Below are 20,411 nucleotides of genomic sequence, written 5' to 3' on the forward strand. Positions count from 1 at the left end.
GACACTATGTTTCTGGAACTGATCGGCACGATTTTTGCAGGTTTCGCCTGCGCGGGCGTCGTGATGGTGCTGAACAAACTGACCGGAGGCCGCCTGCCCCGCTGGGCTGCGCCGGTTGCGGCAGGTGCCGGTATGATCGGGATGACGATCACCAGCGAGTATTCGTGGTATGACCGCACACGTGAACAACTGCCCGAAAGCCTGACTATCGTACAAGAGGTTGAAAGCCGCGCCTTCTATCGTCCGTGGACTTATGCTGTCCCCTTCGTGGACCGCTTTGCCGCGATCGACGCCGCATCGGTGCGCACCAACTCCAGCGTACCCGACGAACGGCTGGTCGATCTTTACTTCTTTGGTCGCTGGGCCCCGGTCTCGAAAGTGCCTGTCGCCGTAAACTGCGCCGAAAATGCCCGCGCCAACCTGGTCGATGGCGCTGAATTCGCCGATGACGGGCGGGTCCTGAATGCCAGCTGGGTCAGGATAGACGCCGATGATCCCGTGATCGACGCGACCTGCGGGGTGTGATCATGCTGAACCATCTAAGCCTGCGCCTGAGAATATTCCTGTTCTTCTTTTTGCTTGCCGTGGGCGGGCTGGTCATCAGCGCTCTGGCTTTGTGGATCAGCTATGAACGGGCTGATAATCCTGACCTGATCGGGGCATACATCTTCGCCGAGATTCTGATCGCCTTCGGCCTGCTGGCCCTGATCGTCGGTGTCTGGCTGCTGTTCGACGACAATGTCGCCAAACCGATCGAGCGGCTCTCGGCCCAGTTGCGGGCGCGGGCCCATGCCGGGGTCAGTACCGATCTGGACCTGCAGGCCGCCCGCTATCTGGGCGATCTGGCCCCCGCAGCGGCTGGTCTGGCCGAACAACTGGCGGCCAACGCGATGAGCACGGCCGAGGCCGTCGCCTCGGAAACTGCCCATCTGGCCGCTGAAAAACAACGCCTGACGGCGCTGCTGACCGAGATCCCGGTCGCCATGCTACTGGCCGGGCCAAAACACCAGATCGTTCTTTACGATGCACAGGCCGCCGAAGTGCTGGCCCAGATCGCACATCCGCGCCTGAATGCTTCGTTGTTCGACTACCTCGAAGCGACGGGCCTGACGGATGCCTATGCCAAGCTGACCAAGACCGGCAAGGACGTGCATTGCACCCTGACCAGCGTTGACGGCAGGCAAACCTATTCGGCACGGATGAAGCCGCTGGGCGATGCGCCCGGTTACATGCTGGTCTTCGACGACAGTGCCGCCCAGATCGAACCTGACGAGGCCCGCCCGCTGGTCTATGATTTCGAGTTGCTTGAGACACCGGGCGATGATGCGTTTGAAGAAAGACCCCTGCTGGATCTGTGTTTCGTGGTGTTCGACACAGAAACGACCGGGCTTTTGCCGCATAAAGATGAAATCGTACAGATCGGTGCGGTGCGCGTCGTAAAAGGCAAGATCGTCGAGGGGGAGCGGTTGGATACTCTGGTCAATCCGGGCATCCCGATCCCCCCCGCTTCGACCAAAGTGCACAAGGTCAGCGACCACATGGTACAGGGCGCGCCTGATATTGCAGAGGCCGGCCGCAGCTTTCACCAATTCGCCCGCGAGGCGGTAATTGTTGCGCATAACGCACCATTTGACATGGCCTTCCTGCACCGCCATGCCGAGCGTATGGGCGTAGAGTGGACTCACCCCATTCTGGACACGGTCCTGCTGTCGGCGGTGCTGTTCGGAGCCAGCGAAACGCACACCCTGGATGCGGTTTGTGAGCGACTGGGCATAACCATCCCCGAAGCCTTGCGACACACGGCATTGGGCGATGCTGTCGCCACCGCCGAAGTGCTGGTTTTGATGCTGCCAATGTTGAACGCGCGCGGCATGGTGACCTTTGGCGACGTCATCGCAGAGACCCGCAAACACGGGCGGTTGCTGGAAGATCTGAACTGACCGGAAATTCCCGAAATCGCGTCAGCTTTTCGTGGACAATCCCCGCGCCGCGTGGCACCTGAGACAGGCCCAGTGGAAAGCGCGCGATGACCGAAAAGACATTCATTCCCGGCCCCGAACAAAGCCTTGCCTTTCGCGAGGCGTTGGGTTGTTTCGGCACCGGCGTGACGGTGGTGACCACCAATACCGCGCAAGGGCCTGCTGCGATCACGGTGAATTCGTTCGCGTCGGTCTCGCTGGACCCGCCGCTGGTATTGTGGTGCCTGGATCAGAACTCGAACCGGTATGATGCGTTCAGCACCTGCGAGCATTACGCGATCCACGTGATGGCGCAGGATCAGCATGATCAGGCCCTGCAGTTTGCGCGCAATGGATTCGATTTTTCCCATGCGGATTGGCAAGAGGATGACGCCGGGCGACCCCGGCTGGCAGAGTGCCTCGCCCGGTTTGACTGTCGCCTCTCGGCCCGACACGAGGCCGGGGATCACCTGATCCTTGTCGGTAAGGTCGAAAAGGTCATGCACCGCCCCGGTCAGGGGCTGATCTTCAAACGCGGTCAGTTTGGCGGTTTCGCAGATCTGATCTAATCATCAAGCGACCCGTGAACGGCCAAAGCCTCAAGCTGGGTCTCTTGCGGGGTGATCACACGAAACGCCTCGTGCACCCCTGCCCCGGTCAATTCGCGGGCAACGGTCAGCAGCGTGTTCGGCGCGTGATCCTCGCACATTTCGGCCATATGCGCGATTTCGGTCTGCGCCACTTCCATCGCTGCCTCGACCGAGGGTGCGCCATAGAACTGCACGAAATGTTCGGCCAGATACTGTGTGATCTGGTCAATCTCGGCTGGCTCGACCTGCGTGACGGCAACAAAGGTCACGCGCCCGAAGGTTTCCAGCCCCAACCAGCCATTGGCGAAGGCCTGACGCGACTTACCCTCAAGATCGCCCTCGCCCCAGTTCGAGAACTCGAACCCGCCCGAGATGCACCACTCGCCGGTTCTTGCGGGCGAATGAAACACGTTCATGTCGCTTTCATCGAAGTGGATTGCACGGGCGAGTTTCATCAGGTGGTCTCCAACAAATCGGTCAGCGGGCGCAGGTGGGTGTCGGCCCCGTCGCGGATCAGCATACCGAACCGCTCATCGGTGCCCAGAAAGACGCCGGTGTCGCCGATTGGCTCTCCGACACCGCGTAGCAGGCCCATCCATTCGGCGTGCAAGGGTGCATTGCCGTCCTCTTGCCAGCGGTTCAGCCAGGTCAGAGTGTGACGCGACCAGCTTTCGACCAGCTGCGTCGCCGACACCTCGGCGCATCCTTCGTCATAGAGCGCGGTGACGTCCGGGTTTTCGCCCGGCGCCTCGCTGGTTTGCAGCAGCGCCAGTTCCCAACCGACGATCAGCCAATCGGGCACCTCATCCGGCTCAGTCGACGAGGCTGCAACCTTCAGCACCCCACATTTCGCGCCATTCACACAGATCAGCCCATCCCAGCCCAGATGCACCGCGACCTCGGGCGGGGCCAGCGCGCCCAGTGCGTTCTGGAACCCAACCGAACATAGCGGCAGCATCGCCATCGCATCCTGCAGCGGCACCTCGGGCGCAAAAATGATGGCCACGCGCAGGCGATCCGCTTGAATGTTGTAGACCACCGTCCCCCCGTCACAGCCAAGCGCAGCCATGGCTTGGGCCTGCTCGAACGGGTCTTCTGCTGCTTTGGCGGGGTGCCCGCTGAGCAAGGGTGGAAAGACCGGCTGGGTCATGCGCTGCCCTTAGCAATCAGATCACGGGCGATCTTGCGGAAGGCCTCGGCCTGCGGGCTGTCGGGTTTGCTGACCACGATCGGCGCGCCTCCGTCGGCGGCCACGCGGATATCCAGGTGCAGCGGGATTTCCCCCAACAGCGGCACGCCCAGCGATTCAGCCTCGGACGCCACGCCGCCATGGCCGAAGACGTGTTCTTCGTGGCCACAGTTGGAACAGATATGCGTCGACATATTCTCGATCATCCCGACAATGGGCGTCTTGAGCTGGTTGAACATATCAATACCCTTGCGGGCGTCGATCAACGCCACATCCTGCGGGGTCGAGACGACGATGGCCCCATCCACCTGAAACTTCTGGCTCAGCGTCAGTTGCACGTCACCGGTTCCGGGCGGCAGGTCGACGATCAGCACGTCCAACGCGCCCCATTGCACCTGACTCATCATCTGCTGCAACGCACCCATCAGCATCGGACCGCGCCAGACAACCGCCTGCCCTTCGTTGGTCATCAGACCCATCGACATCATCGTGACGCCATGATTGCGCAGCGGCAGGATCGTCTTGCCATCCGGGCTGGCCGGACGACCCGACACGCCCAGCATCCGGGGCTGCGACGGGCCATAGACATCCGCATCCAGCAGACCCACGCGCCGCCCTTCGGCTGCCAAGGCGCAGGCGAGATTCGCAGAAACGGTCGACTTGCCGACGCCGCCCTTACCGGACGCCACAGCGATGATCCGGTCCACACCGGGCACGGCCTGCGGGCCGGTTTGCGAAGGCTTGGGTTTCGGCTTCAGATCCGGCGGGGCCTTGTCCGAATGGGCTGTCATCATCGCCGAGACATTGGCAACCCCATCCACCATCTGCGCTGCTTTCTCAGCCGTGGCGCGGACGGGCTCCATCTTCTCGGCCTGCTTGGGATCGATCTCCAGCACGAACCGCACGGTGTCGCCTTCGACATTCAGCGCGCGCACAATGCCAGCGCTGACGATATCCTGCCCGGACACCGGGTCAGTGATCTTCTTCAGGTTCGCCAGAACTGCGTCGCGGATACTCATGCCTTGGCCCCGTCGAAGTGTCCAACCATGTGGTTGATTTTCATTGCATGTCTCTCCGTCTCATTCAGTTTATTTGACGCATTACGTTGGTCGCCGTTAGGGTTGCGCATGCGCTTTGTCCTGTTGTGCCTCAGCCTGACGCTCACCACCAGCCCCTCTTGGTCGCAGGAGACGCTGGGCCTTGCCGCCCCGGATGAGGTGACAGACTCGGGCTTATTGCAACATATTCTTCCGCGCTTCTCTCTCAAGACCGGGATACGCGTTGTTGCAGATGAAAGTGGTGTCATGTCACTGGCCCCGTCCGCACCCGGCGATCCGGTCTTTGCCCGTGACGGCGTGATCTATCACCTGCGCATCGATGACAGTGACAAGCAACAGCGGTTCCGCGACTGGCTGCAATCCGATATCGGCAAACGCACGGTCGAGGGCTTTACGCCCAGCGAAGGTGCGCCCTTCACCGCAAGCTTTGAGATCGCCGTTGTCACCAAGGACGTCGAAATCGACGGCAACGCGCTGTTGGGCGAAGACCTGTCGATGACCCATTGTGGCCGCTGCCATGTGATCGGTCCGCGGAACCGTATGAATGGTCTGGGCTCGACCCCCTCTTTTGCGGTGCTGCGCGCAATGCCAGACTGGTCCGAGCGGTTTCAGGCTTTTTTCGCGCTGAACCCGCATCCCGCCTTCACGCAGATCGAAGGCGTGACGCCACCTTTCCCGCCCGAGCGCCCCTCGCCCATCCATCCAGTTGAGATGAGCCTTGATGACCTCGAAGCGATACTGGCCTTCGTCGCCGCCCTCAGCGCCGCCGATCTGGGCGCTCCGCTGCAACTTCAGTGATCCTTGCGCTTTGAGAAATAGTCGTCGGTGGTGACAACCTTTGGTCTCGGGGCCGACTGGAACGGGTTGTCAGTGCTATGGAACTGGGCGTTCACCCGGCAATTGTCGCACATCTGGATCATCCGCGCCTGATCCGAAGTGGCGAACATCGGATGCGTGCCTGACAGCTTCTCCATGATCCGTTCAACGGTTGATTTGACACCAAAGGCCGCGCCGCATTCGACGCACTCGAACGGCTCCTCTTCGTTCAACACCTGCTGCGACAGAGCTTGATCGCTCAGATCAAGTTGAGGCAACAGCGTGATCGCCTGTTCGGGGCAGATCGTGCGGCAGATTCCACATTGCAGGCAAGCGTCCTGTTGGAAGTTCAGCTGCGGCTTGTCCGGGTTGTCGATCAGCGCGCCCGAGGGGCACAGCGACACACAGCTGAGACATAACGTACAGGTATCGGTGTTCACCGCGACCGCGCCGTAGGGTGCGCCTTCGGGCAAGGTCAACGGCGCCTCGGCATCCGGGTTCAGCGCCTGAGCCGCAAGCCGTGCGATTTGACGGCGGTTGCCAAGCGGCAGCACCGGATCCGTCAAAGGCGCTGGTACCTCTTGTGCGTAAAGCAGATCGGCCAGCGCATCTGGGTCGCCCTCATCAATCAGGCTCAGCGCCTGCTCCCCGGCGATGGCCTGCGCCAGCACCAGTTCCCGATCCAAAGCATCCCGCTCGGTTTTCGGCCCCGCCAAGACATCGACACGGGCAAAACCATGCGCCAGAGCGGCCAGCATTTCGGCATGGCCAAATCCCGAAACCACATTCAGTTCCAGCGGAATGACATCCGCAGGCAGACCGCGACCGAACCGGGCCGCCATGCGGATCATCTCGGCCCCATGCGCGTCATGCACCAGGAGCCGAGGCGCCGTACCGCCAGCGCGCCGGAACGTCCGGGCAAGAATGTGCATCCGCGACAGGGCCGCCGATACCGGAGGGTCTTCGTAGGTAATGGCAGTTGACGGACACAACGCGGAGCATGCGCCGCACCCGGCACAAATCATCGGATCAATCGCGACGTGATCGCCTGCCGGAGTGATCGCGCCAGTCGGACAGATATCCAGACAATTCGTACACCCCGTCTGTTCGGCCCGTGAATGCGCACAGAGCGTCTCATCCAGCCGGACATAAAGCGGCTTTTCAAATGTCCCGATCAGTTGCGCCGCATCAAACGCAAGGCGTGCAACGGCCACTGCATCCCGAGGGTCGGCGCGCAAATAACCTTCGCGTTTTTGCGGGGCGGCAACCAAAGGCGTGCCACCCGTCACATCCACGACAATATCGCAGCGTGATGTGGCGCCGTCGCGCGGCGCGCTCCAACTGAAATTCCCGCGCCCGCCGGGCTCAAGTTGCTGCACCTGATCCAAATGCCAGGTAAATCCACCCAGTGCGCCGGTCAGGTTGCGCACCCGGGCCTTTGCGACATCATACGAACGGCTAAGAGGGTCCGCCCCGTCCGTCACAAGCACCGTCACGGCCAACACGTCGGACAACTGTTCAGCCAATGGATAGGCGACCGCACCAGCCCCGATGATGCAGCATGTACCTTCACTGATAACATCAACGCTGGGCGTCACAGGCTGGGGCAGCAGGGCCTCAGCCGCCAGCGCCGCCATCTTGGGCGTTGCATCTGCGCCTTGCTCGGACCAACCAGCCCGATCGCGAAGATCAACAAACCCGGGCACATCGACCCCAAGTTCTTCGGCAAGTTCCGTGAAAACGGCGCTTTCCTGTCCGCAGGCAATCACCACCTGTTCATCGCCTTTCAGCAGTTCGGCGGCGGCCTGAAGCTCTCGCGTGCACAACGCGGTGTGTAGTTTCGAGCAGGCGGTGTCACAGGCTGCAGAGATTCCTTCCCCGTCAAGGCTCTGTGTTCCCTCGCAGTCACATAATACGAGCTTGCTGGCCATGTCCCCTCCCGGCGCTGCTTGGTAACGCAGCACCTTAGACCTTATCGGCGCAGAGACAATGCGGTTGCGGTGCGAAATCCCGAAAACGTGCATTATTTTACATCTTTGACGTTTGGGCGATGGAAACAAACGAATAAAGAGTTAGTGAATGCGACATATTGCGATCAAACTGGGCTTGGCACAGGCCCCTTTTATGTACCATAGTACACCAAAGCGAAGGCAGGGGAGAGCCTTCCGGGGAGGAGCCAGTGGCCAAGGCCGCAAGCCAGATCGAAATGCCGGTTGGCGTCGTTGTGCGCAAGACCCCGGGGGTAACTCGCTGGGCCAAATGGAACTGGCGTGCCGTTGCCGTGTTGCCTGGCGCGGGCCCCGCAGACTGGGTTGAACTGCGCCGTGAAGGCGAAGCAGTCGAGTACCACGCGGCCACCTTACCACTGACCCTTTGGGCGGATGAGACCGAAGCCTATATGGTCAACCTTTCGGACGGTCAGCCCTCGATCTATCTGGTACTGCGCGACGCGCTGGATGGTGAGCGCCCGATGGATGCGGTGCTGGTCACGGCATCACCCTTCGAGGGTCAGGATTACGCTGATACCGGTGAAGAGATTGTCGAGAAAATTCCGATGACCGAAGGGCTGATTGCCTGGTTGCGGGATTTCACCCTACAGCATCATCAGGACGAGGTTTTCGTCAAACGCCGCCGCGACAAGAAACGCACCGATCTGGTCGAGGACGGCAAGGGCGATGCGCGCATTCGTCAGGATTCGGATGTCTATCGCGCGCCGCGCAGGGTGCTGCAATGAGCCAGCCACGCGATTTCTGGTCCCGCCGCAAGGCCGCCGTTCAGGCCGAAGCCAAGGCCGAAGCGCTGGCCGCCGAAGAACAGATCGTCGCGACACAGCAAGCCGAGTTAGACGAAAAGAGCGATGCCGAGATCCTGGCCGAATTCAACCTGCCCGATCCTGACACGCTGCAGGCCGGAGATGACGTTTCGGGCTTTATGGCCAAGGCCGTGCCGGATCGTCTGCGCCGTCGTGCTTTGCGAAAGTTATGGCGACTGAATCCCGTTCTGGCCAATGTCGATGGGCTGGTCGATTACGGAGAAGACTATACCGACGCCGCCTGCGTGATCGAAAACCTGCAAACTGCTTATCAGGTGGGCAAAGGCATGTTGGCTCATGTCGAAGCGTTGGCGGCCGAGGCGGAAGAGGTCGAGCCGGACGTCGCCGCGCCCGAGTTGGAAGAAGCGGAGGAAGATCCTGAAGCCCCGGTCGCCGTACCCCCGGAACCCATCTTGGTGGCAGAGACCGAAGGCCCCGAGGAAGAGGACATCGCCCCTGCCCCTCGCCGCATGAAGTTTGAATTTGAAGGATGACCTGATGACCGCAAGCGAAGCGCAACACATGGATATCTCGGCCGAGGATCGTCTGCGCGCGGATTTTTACAATTTTCTGGGGCTGCTACTGGCTGGTCCACCCGATCAGCTGTTGCTGGACCAAATGGCCGGTCTGAACGGCGATGACAGCGATCTGGGTCAGGCGATTCAGGCGATGGCGCGGGTCGCAAAGGTCACCAAACCCGCCGCCGCCGAGCGTGAGTTCAACGCGCTTTTCATCGGCTTGGGACGTGGTGAGCTGTTGCCCTATGCCAGTTTCTACCTGACTGGTTTCCTGAACGAGAAACCGTTGGCGCAGCTGCGCAATGATATGGCCGCACGCGGGATCACACGGGCGCAGAATGTCTATGAGCCCGAGGACAACATCGCCTCGCTGATGGAGATGATGGCGGGCATGATCGTCGGTCGGTTCGGCGCGCCTGCTCCGCTTGAGGATCAGAAAACGTTCTGGAACAAGCATATCGGCCCATGGGCCGCACATTTCTATTCTGATTTGGAAGGTGCCGAGAACTCGGTTCTCTATGCCTCGGTCGGCACAGCCGGTCGGGCGTTCATGGAGATCGAGCGCGAGGCCTTCCGGATGACGACAGCGTGACGCGCTGTCATTCGCCAGCGCCCAGACCTGGGCGTTAAACTGCAAATGGGAAAGGAGACCCCCATGAGCAAGACCAAGGAAGAAGGCGCAACCCGCCGCGACTTCCTCAAACTGGCCGGAACTGCAGCACCCGCTGCCGTCGCCGCCGCCAGCCTGACCGGACAGGCCGAAGCAGCCGAGCTGCCTACGGACGAAACCCGGATGCAGGATACCGCGCATACGCGCGCCTATCTGGAGAGCGCCCGGTTCTAAGCCGGACGTTGTCACACCCGACTGACGGTTGCGATTGGCCCTGACGTCGGTTTCGCGAAGTACCAAGCCAGCCGTGACTGACACGGCGCGCAAGGGAGGTAAGAAATGCTTAGGAAAAAGACCAACGGGGTTGCGAGACGCCCCCAGCGGACAAGTATCCTGTCCCAGGTCGGCGAGAAAACCGTCGATCGCCGCGCATTCCTGCGTGGCTCGGGCCTGACGATCGGTGGCCTTGCCGCGATCAGCGCCACGGGTGGAACCGTGACGCCAGCCAGTGCCCAGACAGCGGCGAACACCGCCGTTGAAAACATCAAATCCGTATGCACCCACTGCTCGGTCGGCTGTACTGTCGTTGCCGAAGTGCAGAACGGTGTCTGGGTCGGGCAGGAACCCGGCTGGGACAGCCCGTTCAACCTGGGTGCGCACTGCGCCAAGGGGGCCTCGGTCCGCGAGCACGCTCATGGCGAACGCCGCCTGAAATATCCGATGAAAAAGGAAGGCGGAGAGTGGAAGCGCATCAGCTGGGAACAGGCGATCGACGAGATCGGCGACGGCATGATGAACATCCGTCAGGAATCCGGGCCGGACAGTGTGTACTGGCTGGGTTCTGCGAAACATAACAACGAACAGGCCTATCTGTTCCGCAAGTTCGCCGCCTACTGGGGCACGAACAACGTGGACCATCAGGCGCGTATCTGCCACTCGACTACTGTTGCGGGCGTTGCGAACACATGGGGCTACGGCGCCATGACCAACTCGTACAACGACATGCACAACAGCCGGGCCATCTTTATCATCGGTGGTAACCCGGCCGAGGCGCACCCCGTCTCGCTGCTGCATATCCTGCGTGCGAAAGAGCAGAACAACGCTCCTCTGATCGTCTGCGATCCGCGCTTTACGCGCACCGCGGCGCATGCGGATGAATATGTCCGTTTCCGCCCCGGCACCGACGTAGCACTGGTCTGGGGTATCCTGTGGCACATCTTCGACAACGGTTGGGAGGACAAAGAGTTCATCCGCACCCGTGTCTGGGGTATGGACCAGATCCGCGAAGAGGTTGCCAAGTGGAACCCCGACGAGGTTGAGCGCGTCACCGGCACGCCCGGCTCGCAGCTGCGCCGCGTTGCCCGGACCATGGTGAACAACCGCCCCGGCACCGTTGTGTGGTGCATGGGTGGTACGCAGCATACCAACGGCAACAACAACACCCGCGCCTACTGCGTGCTTCAGCTTGCGCTGGGCAACATGGGCACCTCGGGTGGTGGCACCAACATCTTCCGCGGCCATGACAACGTGCAGGGCGCGACGGACCTTGGTGTTCTGTCCCACACCCTGCCCGGCTATTATGGCCTGTCGAAGGGTGCATGGGGTCACTGGGCCCGTGTCTGGGGTGAAGATCCTGAATGGCTGGCGGGTCAGTTCGCCACGATCAAGGACAAGGAAGGCAAGGATAAACCGCTGCAGAATGAGCGCGGTATCCCTGTTTCCCGCTGGATCGACGGTGTTCTGGAAGACCCGGCCAACATGGATCAGGACAACAACGTCCGCGCCATGGTTCTGTGGGGCCACGCGCCCAACTCGCAGACCCGGATGACGGAAATGAAGACGGCGATGGAGAAGCTGGACATGCTGGTCGTGATCGACCCGTATCCCACAGTCTCGGCCGTTCTGCATGACCGCACCGATGGTGTTTACCTGTTGCCCGCCTGTACGCAGTTCGAAACCCGTGGGTCGGTCACGGCGTCGAACCGGTCGCTACAGTGGCGCGACAAGATCGTCGAACCACTGTTCGAAAGCTTGCCGGACGAGGTCATCATGGCCAAGTTCGCCAACAAGTTCGGCTGGGCGGATCGTCTGTTCCGCAACATCGAGATGGACGACCCGGAAACCCCGAATGTTGAAAGCATCACGCGTGAGTTCAACAAGGGCCTCTGGACTATCGGCTATACCGGTCAGTCGCCTGAACGTCTTAAAAGCCACATGGCCAACCAGCACACGTTCGACAGAACCACGCTGCAAGCCATTGGTGGACCCAACGACGGCGAGTATTATGGCCTGCCGTGGCCCTGCTGGGGAACGCCCGAAATGGGTCATACGGGGACACCGAACCTGTATGATATGTCCAAACCGGTGGCCGAAGGTGGCCTGACCTTCCGCGCGCGCTTTGGCGTGGAACGCGATGGTGACAACCTGCTGGCCGAAGGGGTCTATAGCGTTGGATCGGAAATTCAGGATGGTTATCCGGAATTCACGATGCAGATGCTGATGGACCTTGGCTGGGATGGCGACCTGACGGCTGAGGAACGCGCAGCGATCGACGCTGTTGCGGGGCCAGAGACCAACTGGAAAACCGACCTCAGCGGCGGTATCCAGCGGGTTGCGATCAAGCATGGCTGTGCGCCCTTCGGGAACGCCAAAGCCCGCGCGGTCGTCTGGACCTTCCCGGATCCGATCCCACTGCATCGCGAGCCGCTCTATACGAACCGGCGCGATCTGGTGGAGGACTATCCGACCTACGACGACCGTCAGGCCTATCGCCTGCCCACCCTTTATGCTTCGATCCAAAAGAACGACTTTTCAAAGGATTATCCGATAATCCTAACGTCAGGTCGTCTGGTCGAATATGAAGGTGGCGGCGATGAGACACGGTCGAACCCGTGGCTGGCCGAGCTGCAGCAGGATATGTTCGTTGAGATCAATCCGCGCGATGCCAACAACCTTGGCATTCGGGACGGATCACAGGTCTGGGTCGAAGGTCCTGAGGGCGGCAAGGTCAAGGTTATGGCGATGCTGACCAACAGGGTCGGTGCCGGTGTGGCCTTCATGCCGTTCCACTTTGGTGGCCATTTCCAGGGCGAAGATCAGCGGCACAAATACCCTGCCGGTGCTGACCCCTATGTGCTGGGTGAAAGTACCAACACTGCCCAGACCTATGGCTATGATTCAGTGACCCAGATGCAAGAGACCAAAGCGACTCTCTGCAAGATCTGGGCAGCGTAAGGAGGAGAAGAGAAAATGGCAGCAAGAGCAAAGTTTCTCTGCGACGCCGAACGCTGCATCGAGTGCAATGCCTGCGTCACCGCGTGTAAGAACGAGCACGAGGTGCCGTGGGGCGTGAACCGCCGCAGGGTGGTGACGATCAATGACGGTGACCCGGGCGAACGCTCGATCTCGGTGGCCTGTATGCATTGCTCGGATGCGCCCTGCATGGCGGTGTGCCCGGTCGACTGCTTCTATCAGAACGAAGAAGGGGTCGTCCTGCACTCCAAGGACCTGTGCATTGGCTGTGGTTATTGCTTCTACGCGTGCCCCTTCGGCGCGCCGCAATACCCGCAGGCGGGCAACTTCGGATCGCGCGGCAAGATGGACAAATGTACCTTCTGCGCCGGCGGCCCCGAGGAAACGCACTCGACCGCAGAGTTCGCCAAATATGGTCGCAATCGTATCGCCGAGGGCAAACTGCCCATCTGCGCCGAGATGTGTTCCACCAAGGCCCTGCTCGCCGGAGACGGCGACGTGGTCTCGGCCATCTATCGCGAGCGCGTCGTCGCCCGCGGCTTTGGCTCGGGCGCATGGGGTTGGGGCACGGCCTACGACCAGAAAGACGGCTAAGCCAGCTTTCCATGACCTAAACAGGCGACCTGCAGATGTGGGTCGCCTGAACAGGGATTTTGACCGAGGTTCAGATGCTCCGCTTACTCATCGCATTGCTGTTCACCATCGGGCTGGCACAAGCCACCGTCGCACAAACCGATGGGGCCGAGGCCCCTGCAAATGAGCGCGCCTCGACCGGCGGTGCAACAACGCTTGAAGATATTCTGGCCCGGCAACGCGGCGAGAAAGTTGACAATACCTTTCGCTCGGAAAACACCGGCCAGGGTAATGTCGAAGGTCTTTTGGGCCAGTTTGGGCCCAGCGGTGTGTCCTCGGACAGTGACGTATATCGCGCGCTGCGCTTTGGATCGGCGGACGTCACCGTGTCCTCACACGGCCCTGCCGACAGTGTCCTGATCCAGGACGGCGGCATGTGGTGGTGGGAATTCCGCACCGGGCCGCTGCGCGAATACGGCAGCTATATCATTGCAGGAATGGTGGCGATCATCGTGCTGTTCTTCCTGCTCCGCGGAAAAATCCGCATAGACGGCGAAAAGACGGGCCGTACCGTACTGCGCTTCAACAGTTTCGAACGCTTCGGTCATTGGTTGTTTGCCGGGTCGTTCCTGATCCTGGGGGTTACTGGCCTGCTCACGCTCTATGGTCGCGACTTCCTGATCCCGATTTTCGGCAAAGAAGGATTTGCCACGATTGCGCAAGCCTGCAAATGGCTGCACAACAACCTTGCCTGGGCCTTTATGCTGGGCCTGATCATCGTCACCGTGAACTGGATCGCCCATAACATCCCCAACCGGACCGACCTGAAATGGCTGGCCGCCGGAGGGGGGCTGTTCACCAAAGGCAGCCACCCGCCCGCCAAGAAATTCAACGCGGGCCAAAAGGTAATCTTCTGGGCCTGCATTCTGCTGGGCGTTTCGATAAGCCTGTCGGGGCTGTCTTTGCTGTTCCCATTCGAATTGCCAATGTTCGCAAAGACCTTCGCAGTCGCCAATTCCACGGGTATTCCGCAGGCTTTGGGACTGAACCTGCCGGTGCAGATGTCACCACAAGAAGAAATGCAGTATGCCCAAGTCTGGCACGTGATGGTGGCCTATGTGTTCATCGCGATCATCATCGCCCATATATACCTTGGCTCGGTCGGGATGGAGGGCGCGTTTGATGCCATGGGATCAGGCGAGGTCGAAGAGCAATGGGCCCGCGAACATCACTCGCTATGGCTGGAAGAGGTGCAGGACAAAGAGGCCAGCAAGGCAGCGGCCTCGCCCGCGGAATAGATGCGCTGGATCGCTGTCGCGCTTGCCCTGATCCCCCTGCCCGCGTGGTCCGAGTTCTTCACGCTCAAGGGGCATGGCGGTCCTATCATGGGGATCGCCACAGCACCGGACGGGCGCATCGCCACTGCAAGTTTCGACAATTCAATCGGCCTGTGGACTGACCAGAAGCCCGAGTGGCTGGAAGGGCACGAAGCCGCCGTGAACTCGGTCACGTTCAATGGCACCGCGATCTATTCCGCAGGGGATGATTTCACCTTGCGACGCTGGCCGGGCGGCGCGGTGGTTGGACGGCACAAGGGCAAAATCGTGGGCATCGCAGCCTCGAAAACCCACATTGCAACGGCAAGTTGGGACGGCACTATTGGATTGTGGCCCGTAGACGGATCAGAGCCTACCCTGCTTGGTCCTACCGGCAGCGGTGTAAATGCGGTGGCTTTCGCACCAGACGGCGCGCGGCTTTATTCGGCAGGGGTCGATGGTACGCTGCGCATCTGGGATATCGACAGCGGTCAGGAAACGAATCGACTGGTCGAACATGGGTTCGGTATCAACGAACTGGTGCTCAACACACAAGACGGCTGGATCGCCTATGGGGCGGTTGACGGGGTAACGCGCATCCTGCACCCGGCCACCGGGGACGAGCGTGATTTCACACTGGACCGCAGGCCCATCCTCGCCATGGCGCTCAGCCCCGACCGCAGGCGTTTGGCGGTTGGCGACGGCGAAGGCTACATCATGATCATCGACACGGTCGACTGGCGCATCGCACAGGATTTCCGCGCCACCTTGCGCGGACCGGTCTGGGCGCTGGCCTTCTCTGCAGACGGGCAGAACATCCATGCAGGAGGTATTGATGAGGCGATGTACAGCTGGCCAGTTGCCGCCCTGCGCGATCAGGAACAGATGGCCGCTACCGAGCCAAGCTTTCTCAAGGACCCCAACGAGATGGAAAATGGCGAACGGCAATTCGCCCGTAAATGCTCGATCTGCCACAGCCTGACGCCAGACAGCGAACGGCGCGCCGGTCCGACCTTGCACGCCATCTTCGGACGCCGCGCCGGCAGCCTGCCCGGATATTTCTACTCGGACACGTTGCAAGACTCTGATATCATTTGGAATGAAGAGACCATAAATGCTCTTTTCGACGAGGGTCCGGACCACTACATTCCGGGGTCAAAGATGCCGATGCAGCGGATCACGCAAGCACAGGACCGGATCGATCTGATCGCGTTCCTGCGCAGCGCCACCGCATCACAGGACTGAGCCGGAGGAGACTATGAAAGCCTTTCTGACAGCCGTCGTCGCGATGGTCGTAATTACTGTCGCGGCGCCCTATACCCTGGATCAGTTCGGGTTCAGTGCGCAGGACCAAACGTCCGGTTCAGCTGTACGCCTCGACTGAATGCCACAATACCTGACCACCCGCGAGCTGGCGGATCTTCTGCGCATTGGTGAGCGCAAGGCCTATGATCTGGCGTCCTCGGGCGAGATTCCCTGCGTGCGTGCGATGGGCAAATTGCTTTTCCCGAAGGCCGAGATCATCGCCTGGCTCAACGCCTCGCGCTCTGGACCGGACGTCGCCGAGCCGCCCCTGCCCCCGATTGTTGCAGGCAGCCACGATCCGCTGCTGGACTGGGCGCTGCGGGAAAGCGGTTCGGGGCTGGCGACTTACTACGACGGGTCTTTCGATGGCCTTAGCCGTCTTGCCGACCGCAGCGCACAAGCGGCGGCGCTTCACATTCATGAAGCCAACGGGTTCAATACGCAGGCCCTGAGCGATGCAATGGGCGAGGCCCCGGTGATCCTCTATCAGATCGCGCACCGACAACGCGGCCTGCTACTGGCCCCCGGTACCTCTGGCATCGCTGGCTTCAAAGACCTGAAAGAGAGACGGGTGATCCTGCGTCAGGACAGCGCCGCAAGCCAACGGCTGTTCGATGCCGAACTTAGCGCCCATGAGCTAAGCCGCGACGACCTGAACGCCCTGCCTGTCTGCGCAAGGACCGAAGAGGAATTGGCCACCGCCCTGCGCGATGGCAAGGCCGAGGCCGGATTTGGGCTTGGGGCGCTCGCGCGCCCCTATGACCTCAGCTTCGTTCCCACCCATTCCGAGCGTCTGGACCTTGCCATCTGGCGTCGCGCTTACTTCGAGGCTCCCATGCAGACTTTGATACACTTCCTGCAATCCAAGCGCTTCAGCGAACGGGCAACCGAACTGGGAGGATATGACCTGAGCGATCTGGGACAGATCCACCATAATGGCGCCAGTGGCTAGAACTTCATCTTTTTCCAAATACTCTCGCCGAAGGCGAAACTACTGCGCGTTTGGAAAGAACAGCTGCTCGCCCTCCAGCCGATAGGATGCAATTGCATCCTGACCATCAGGCCCAGTGAGCCAATCGATGAATCGCTGTCCGGCGGTGGCGCGAACGCCCGGGTGTTTTTCGGGGTTCACTAGGATAACGCCATACTGATTGAACAGGCGCGGATCACCTTCAACAAGGATTTGCAGGTTGCCCCGGTTCCCGAACGACAGCCACGTCGCCCTGTCGGTCAGAACATAGGCGTCCATGCCGCTGGCGACGTTCAGCGTCGCCCCCATTCCCGAACCCGTTTCACGGTACCACGTGCCCGAGGCGCCAGTCGGATCAACGCCCGTCGCCTGCCAATGACGCATCTCCGCCTTGTGTGTACCGCTGTCATCCCCGCGCGATGCAAACGGAACCTGCGCCCGCGCCACGGCATCCAGCGCGGCGACGATATCGTCACCGCCTCCGATCCCGGCCGGGTCGGCTTTCGGACCGACCAGAACAAAGTCGTTATACATGACATCCAGCCGCTCAACGCCCCAGCCATCAGCCACGAACTTCTCTTCCGCAGGCTTGGAATGCACCAGCAACACATCACCATCCCCATTCACCGCATTGCGGATTGCCTGACCGGTGCCAACGGCGACCACGCGTACATCTATGCCGGTCTCGGCCTCAAACCCCGGCAGTATGTAATCCAACAATCCCGAGTTTTGCGTAGATGTCGTGGATTGCAGCACGATAAAGGGCTCTTCAGCCCCAGCCGAAGCGGCCAGCCCAAGCGAAACCAACGACGCCAGAATAGTTTTCCGGATCATCCGAAATCTCCGTTTTACATAAATCAAGTGATTAAGCCGCCTGCCAGATACCGGCGCGACGCGCTGCTTTGGGGGGCCTCAAGCACCTGCCGGGCCGGTCCTTGTTCCACCACATGGCCAGCCTGCATCATGACGATGTCCGCTGCCAGTCGCCGTGCCTGTCCGATGTCATGCGTGACCATAACGATGCGTACCCCGCGCTCTGAGGCGCGCAGGATCATCCGCTCGATCATCTGTGTGGCATTCGGATCCAGCGCGCTGGTGGGTTCGTCCAGAAACAGAGTTTCGGGCCCGATGGCCAGCGCGCGCAAGATCGCCAGCCGTTGCGCCTCACCGCCCGAGAGCGAGCGGGCGGACTGGCGCGCCTTGCCCTCAAGGCCGCCTTCCGCGAGCAATTCGGCGATCCGCTGTTTACGCAAACTGCGCGGCAGGGCCTGACGTTTCAGCACAAAATCAAGGTTCGCTGCAACCGAACGCCGCAGCAGTACAGGGTTCTGGAACACCATCGCCTGACGCGCCTTGTGACTCGCGCCCAGGGGTTCCCCATCCTGACACACGCGCCCCCGATCCGGCACAATCAAACCATGCAGGCAGCGCAGCAATAGGCTTTTGCCCGCACCATTCGGTCCCAGTATCAAAGTCGGACCCGGTCCCCGCAGGCTGAGGCGCGAGACGTCCAGCAATGCCGTGCCGTTGCGACTGATATACAGATCGCGCACGTCAAGCGTGCCGGTTATTTCGGAGACGACGTCACGCATGGCGCAGCCCCTCCTGCTCGGCCCGCAGGGTCAGCGCGCTGACCATCGCGTTCACTGCGACCGCGATGCCGATCAGGATCGCCCCCAAAGCCAATGCCAGCGCCAGATTGCCTTTTGAGGTCTCAAGCGCAATCGTCGTGGTCATCACGCGGGTGACATGGTTGATGTTGCCGCCGACAATGATCACCGCGCCCACCTCGGCGATGGCGCGCCCAAACCCGGCCAGCAGAGCCGTGACCAACGCAAGACGCGCATCCCACAGCAGCACCGGGACCGAAGCTAGACGGGATACGCCCAGTGAGCGCAACTGCTCGGAATATTCCTCGGCCAGCATCTCGACCACCTGCCGGGTCAGGGCCGCTACGATGGGCGTCACCAGAACCACTTGCGCGATGATCATGGCTGTTGGCGTATAAAGCAATTCCAACACCCCCAGCGGACCTGAGCGGGACAGCATCAGATAGACCAGCAGCCCGACGACAACCGGGGGGAAGCCCATCAGCGCGTTCATCAGGATGATCAGCGCCCGCCGCCCCGGAAACCGCGCAACCGCCAGCGCCGCCCCGACGGGCATCCCGATCGCAGCCGAAATCAACACGGCAAACACCGAGACCCGCAAAGAGAGCAGGACAATCGCCCAAAGCTCTGCATCCCCGTTCAGGATCAGAGCCAACGCGTGACTGAATTCCGATGCAAATCCCTGCATTTCATTCCAATAATCTGGCATATCATCGCGAAATGCCTTAAATTACATAGAAATACTAATTCATCAGCCAAACAAGTACAGACACAAAACCGACACCCCAAAGAAAAACGCGGCCCCTGAGGGGACCGCGCCTAAGAAGTCGATGCGCGCCGCCGCTAGTTCAGCGCCCCATCGGTGATTTGATGCGTCCAGGCCCCCTCGGGCTGGGCGGTAATCACCGGATCAGAGCCACCCGCCAGCAGTGTCGCCACCGTGCGCTCGAAATCCGCAGGGTCCAGCGCGCCATTCGATCCAGCGGTCAGCTTGGCGATCTCACCCATCATGCGCTTTTGGTGCTCTTCCGTCTGTGCGCCGGTCGCGTCATTTTCAAGCACGATATCGGCGGCCTCATCCGGATGCTCTTCGGCGTATTTCCAGCCCTTCATCGAGGCACGTACGAAACGCTGCATCTTGTCGACAAAAGCCGCATCACTCAGATTCTCTTCGAGCACATACAGGCCGTCTTCAAGTGTGGCCACGCCCTGATCTTCGTATTTGAACGTCACCAGTTCCTCGGGCGCGACGCCAGCATCAATGACCTGCCAGTATTCGTTGTAGGTCATGGTGCTGATGCAATCCGCCTGCCGCTGCAACAGCGGATCAACATTGAATCCCTGTTTCAGCACCTCGACACCGTTCTCGCTTTTGCCGCCGGTGTCGATGCCAAGCTGGCTCATCCAGCTCATGAACGGGAACTCGTTACCAAAGAACCAGACGCCCAGCGTGCGGTTCTTCAGATCATCGGGCGAGGAAATCCCGGCATCCTTCCAACAGGTCAGCATCATGCCTGAGCTTTTGAACGGCTGCGCGATATTCACCAGCGGCAGGCCCTTTTCCCGCGCCGCCAGCGCAGCGGGCATCCATTCCACGGTGACGTCCGCACCGCCACCTGCAATCACCTGAGTGGGTGCGATGTCAGGGCCACCGGGCAGGATGGTGACGTCCAGCCCCTCTTCCTCGTAGAACCCTTTGTCCTTGGCCACGTAGTAGCCCGCGAACTGTGCCTGCGTCACCCATTTCAGCTGCAATGTAACCTCATCCGCCGACCAGGCCGTGGTGGCGGCCAGGCTGAAGGCGGCAACCGCCCCGCTAAGTAGCTTCTTCATC

22 protein-coding genes are annotated in these 20,411 nt (G+C 60.8%); 14 read left to right on the forward strand and 8 right to left on the reverse strand.

Features of this window, described 5'->3' with window-relative positions:
* The first annotated feature begins 6 nt into the window (after positions 1-6).
* The 3 genes from ACR0KM_RS10465 (at position 7) to ACR0KM_RS10475 (ending at position 2,527) form a co-directional block, all read left to right on the forward strand.
* The gene (locus ACR0KM_RS10465) at positions 7-525 is read left to right on the forward strand and encodes a hypothetical protein (RefSeq protein WP_480821758.1); all 519 of its coding nucleotides are present in this window, start codon (positions 7-9) and stop codon (positions 523-525) included.
* Positions 526-527: 2 nt separating this feature from the next.
* Positions 528-1,940: a 3'-5' exonuclease gene (locus ACR0KM_RS10470; protein ID WP_480821756.1), complete on the forward strand. Its 1,413-nt coding sequence runs from the start codon at positions 528-530 to the stop codon at positions 1,938-1,940.
* Between the two features lie 86 nt (positions 1,941-2,026).
* Entirely contained in the window at positions 2,027-2,527 is a 501-nt protein-coding gene (locus tag ACR0KM_RS10475; protein WP_480859609.1) for a flavin reductase family protein, read from the forward strand.
* On the opposite strand, the gene ACR0KM_RS10480 is transcribed toward ACR0KM_RS10475, so the two are convergent.
* From ACR0KM_RS10480 to ACR0KM_RS10490, 3 genes are read right to left on the reverse strand one after another with little or no spacing between them, the layout of a single operon-like run.
* A complete protein-coding gene (locus ACR0KM_RS10480) occupies positions 2,524-3,003 on the reverse strand; it encodes a DUF6505 family protein (protein WP_480859612.1) in 480 nt (159 codons plus the stop codon). The two genes, ACR0KM_RS10475 and ACR0KM_RS10480, sit on opposite strands and share 4 nt — an antisense overlap.
* The gene (locus ACR0KM_RS10485) at positions 3,003-3,698 is read right to left on the reverse strand and encodes a biotin/lipoate--protein ligase family protein (protein ID WP_480859613.1); all 696 of its coding nucleotides are present in this window, start codon (positions 3,696-3,698) and stop codon (positions 3,003-3,005) included. Before ACR0KM_RS10485 ends, ACR0KM_RS10480 begins: the two co-directional genes overlap by 1 nt.
* Positions 3,695-4,756 carry an Mrp/NBP35 family ATP-binding protein gene (locus ACR0KM_RS10490; RefSeq protein WP_480859615.1) on the reverse strand — a complete coding sequence of 354 codons (1,062 nt, stop codon included), beginning with the start codon at positions 4,754-4,756 and terminating at the stop codon, positions 3,695-3,697. The genes ACR0KM_RS10485 and ACR0KM_RS10490 overlap by 4 nt, the downstream gene beginning before the upstream one ends.
* A gap of 108 nt (positions 4,757-4,864) precedes the next feature.
* Between ACR0KM_RS10490 and ACR0KM_RS10495 the strand changes: the two genes are divergently transcribed.
* Entirely contained in the window at positions 4,865-5,593 is a 729-nt protein-coding gene (locus ACR0KM_RS10495; protein ID WP_480859617.1) for a hypothetical protein, read from the forward strand.
* Here ACR0KM_RS10495 and ACR0KM_RS10500 read toward each other — a convergent pair.
* The gene (locus ACR0KM_RS10500; protein ID WP_480859619.1) at positions 5,587-7,542 is read right to left on the reverse strand and encodes a 4Fe-4S binding protein; all 1,956 of its coding nucleotides are present in this window, start codon (positions 7,540-7,542) and stop codon (positions 5,587-5,589) included. The genes ACR0KM_RS10495 and ACR0KM_RS10500 overlap by 7 nt on opposite strands.
* A gap of 248 nt (positions 7,543-7,790) precedes the next feature.
* Between ACR0KM_RS10500 and ACR0KM_RS10505 the strand changes: the two genes are divergently transcribed.
* From ACR0KM_RS10505 to ACR0KM_RS10550, 10 genes are all read left to right on the forward strand, one after another.
* Complete coding sequence (locus ACR0KM_RS10505; RefSeq protein ID WP_480821742.1) at positions 7,791-8,345, forward strand: DUF3305 domain-containing protein; 555 nt, start codon at positions 7,791-7,793, stop codon at positions 8,343-8,345.
* Complete coding sequence (locus ACR0KM_RS10510; RefSeq protein ID WP_480859623.1) at positions 8,342-8,917, forward strand: DUF3306 domain-containing protein; 576 nt, start codon at positions 8,342-8,344, stop codon at positions 8,915-8,917. Before ACR0KM_RS10505 ends, ACR0KM_RS10510 begins: the two co-directional genes overlap by 4 nt.
* A gap of 4 nt (positions 8,918-8,921) precedes the next feature.
* Entirely contained in the window at positions 8,922-9,533 is a 612-nt protein-coding gene (locus ACR0KM_RS10515) for a TorD/DmsD family molecular chaperone (RefSeq protein ID WP_480859626.1), read from the forward strand.
* Between the two features lie 63 nt (positions 9,534-9,596).
* Complete coding sequence (locus tag ACR0KM_RS10520) at positions 9,597-9,785, forward strand: ubiquinol-cytochrome c reductase iron-sulfur subunit N-terminal domain-containing protein (RefSeq protein ID WP_480650760.1); 189 nt, start codon at positions 9,597-9,599, stop codon at positions 9,783-9,785.
* Between the two features lie 105 nt (positions 9,786-9,890).
* Positions 9,891-12,785 (forward strand): formate dehydrogenase subunit alpha, encoded by a 2,895-nt coding sequence (locus ACR0KM_RS10525; protein ID WP_480859629.1) that lies wholly within the window; start codon positions 9,891-9,893, stop codon positions 12,783-12,785.
* 15 nt (positions 12,786-12,800) lie between these two features.
* The gene (gene fdh3B / locus ACR0KM_RS10530) at positions 12,801-13,397 is read left to right on the forward strand and encodes a formate dehydrogenase FDH3 subunit beta (protein WP_039530246.1); all 597 of its coding nucleotides are present in this window, start codon (positions 12,801-12,803) and stop codon (positions 13,395-13,397) included.
* 74 nt (positions 13,398-13,471) lie between these two features.
* Complete coding sequence (locus ACR0KM_RS10535) at positions 13,472-14,674, forward strand: formate dehydrogenase subunit gamma (protein WP_480821732.1); 1,203 nt, start codon at positions 13,472-13,474, stop codon at positions 14,672-14,674.
* Positions 14,675-15,937 (forward strand): c-type cytochrome, encoded by a 1,263-nt coding sequence (locus tag ACR0KM_RS10540; RefSeq protein ID WP_480859631.1) that lies wholly within the window; start codon positions 14,675-14,677, stop codon positions 15,935-15,937.
* Positions 15,938-15,950: 13 nt separating this feature from the next.
* Positions 15,951-16,076 carry a hypothetical protein gene (locus ACR0KM_RS10545; RefSeq protein WP_480821728.1) on the forward strand — a complete coding sequence of 42 codons (126 nt, stop codon included), beginning with the start codon at positions 15,951-15,953 and terminating at the stop codon, positions 16,074-16,076.
* Positions 16,077-16,949 (forward strand): substrate-binding domain-containing protein, encoded by an 873-nt coding sequence (locus tag ACR0KM_RS10550; RefSeq protein WP_480859632.1) that lies wholly within the window; start codon positions 16,077-16,079, stop codon positions 16,947-16,949. It begins immediately after the preceding gene.
* A gap of 39 nt (positions 16,950-16,988) precedes the next feature.
* On the opposite strand, the gene ACR0KM_RS10555 is transcribed toward ACR0KM_RS10550, so the two are convergent.
* From ACR0KM_RS10555 to ACR0KM_RS10570, 4 genes are all read right to left on the reverse strand, one after another.
* Positions 16,989-17,801, reverse strand: a complete 813-nt coding sequence (locus ACR0KM_RS10555; protein WP_480859634.1) for an ABC transporter substrate-binding protein — start codon at positions 17,799-17,801, stop codon at positions 16,989-16,991.
* A gap of 23 nt (positions 17,802-17,824) precedes the next feature.
* Positions 17,825-18,559 carry an ATP-binding cassette domain-containing protein gene (locus ACR0KM_RS10560; protein WP_480821722.1) on the reverse strand — a complete coding sequence of 245 codons (735 nt, stop codon included), beginning with the start codon at positions 18,557-18,559 and terminating at the stop codon, positions 17,825-17,827.
* The gene (locus tag ACR0KM_RS10565; protein ID WP_480821720.1) at positions 18,552-19,265 is read right to left on the reverse strand and encodes an ABC transporter permease; all 714 of its coding nucleotides are present in this window, start codon (positions 19,263-19,265) and stop codon (positions 18,552-18,554) included. The genes ACR0KM_RS10560 and ACR0KM_RS10565 overlap by 8 nt, the downstream gene beginning before the upstream one ends.
* A gap of 155 nt (positions 19,266-19,420) precedes the next feature.
* Entirely contained in the window at positions 19,421-20,410 is a 990-nt protein-coding gene (locus ACR0KM_RS10570; protein ID WP_480821718.1) for an ABC transporter substrate-binding protein, read from the reverse strand.
* Position 20,411: the final 1 nt, after the last annotated feature.

Source organism: Ruegeria sp. G10 (genome assembly GCF_056533645.1).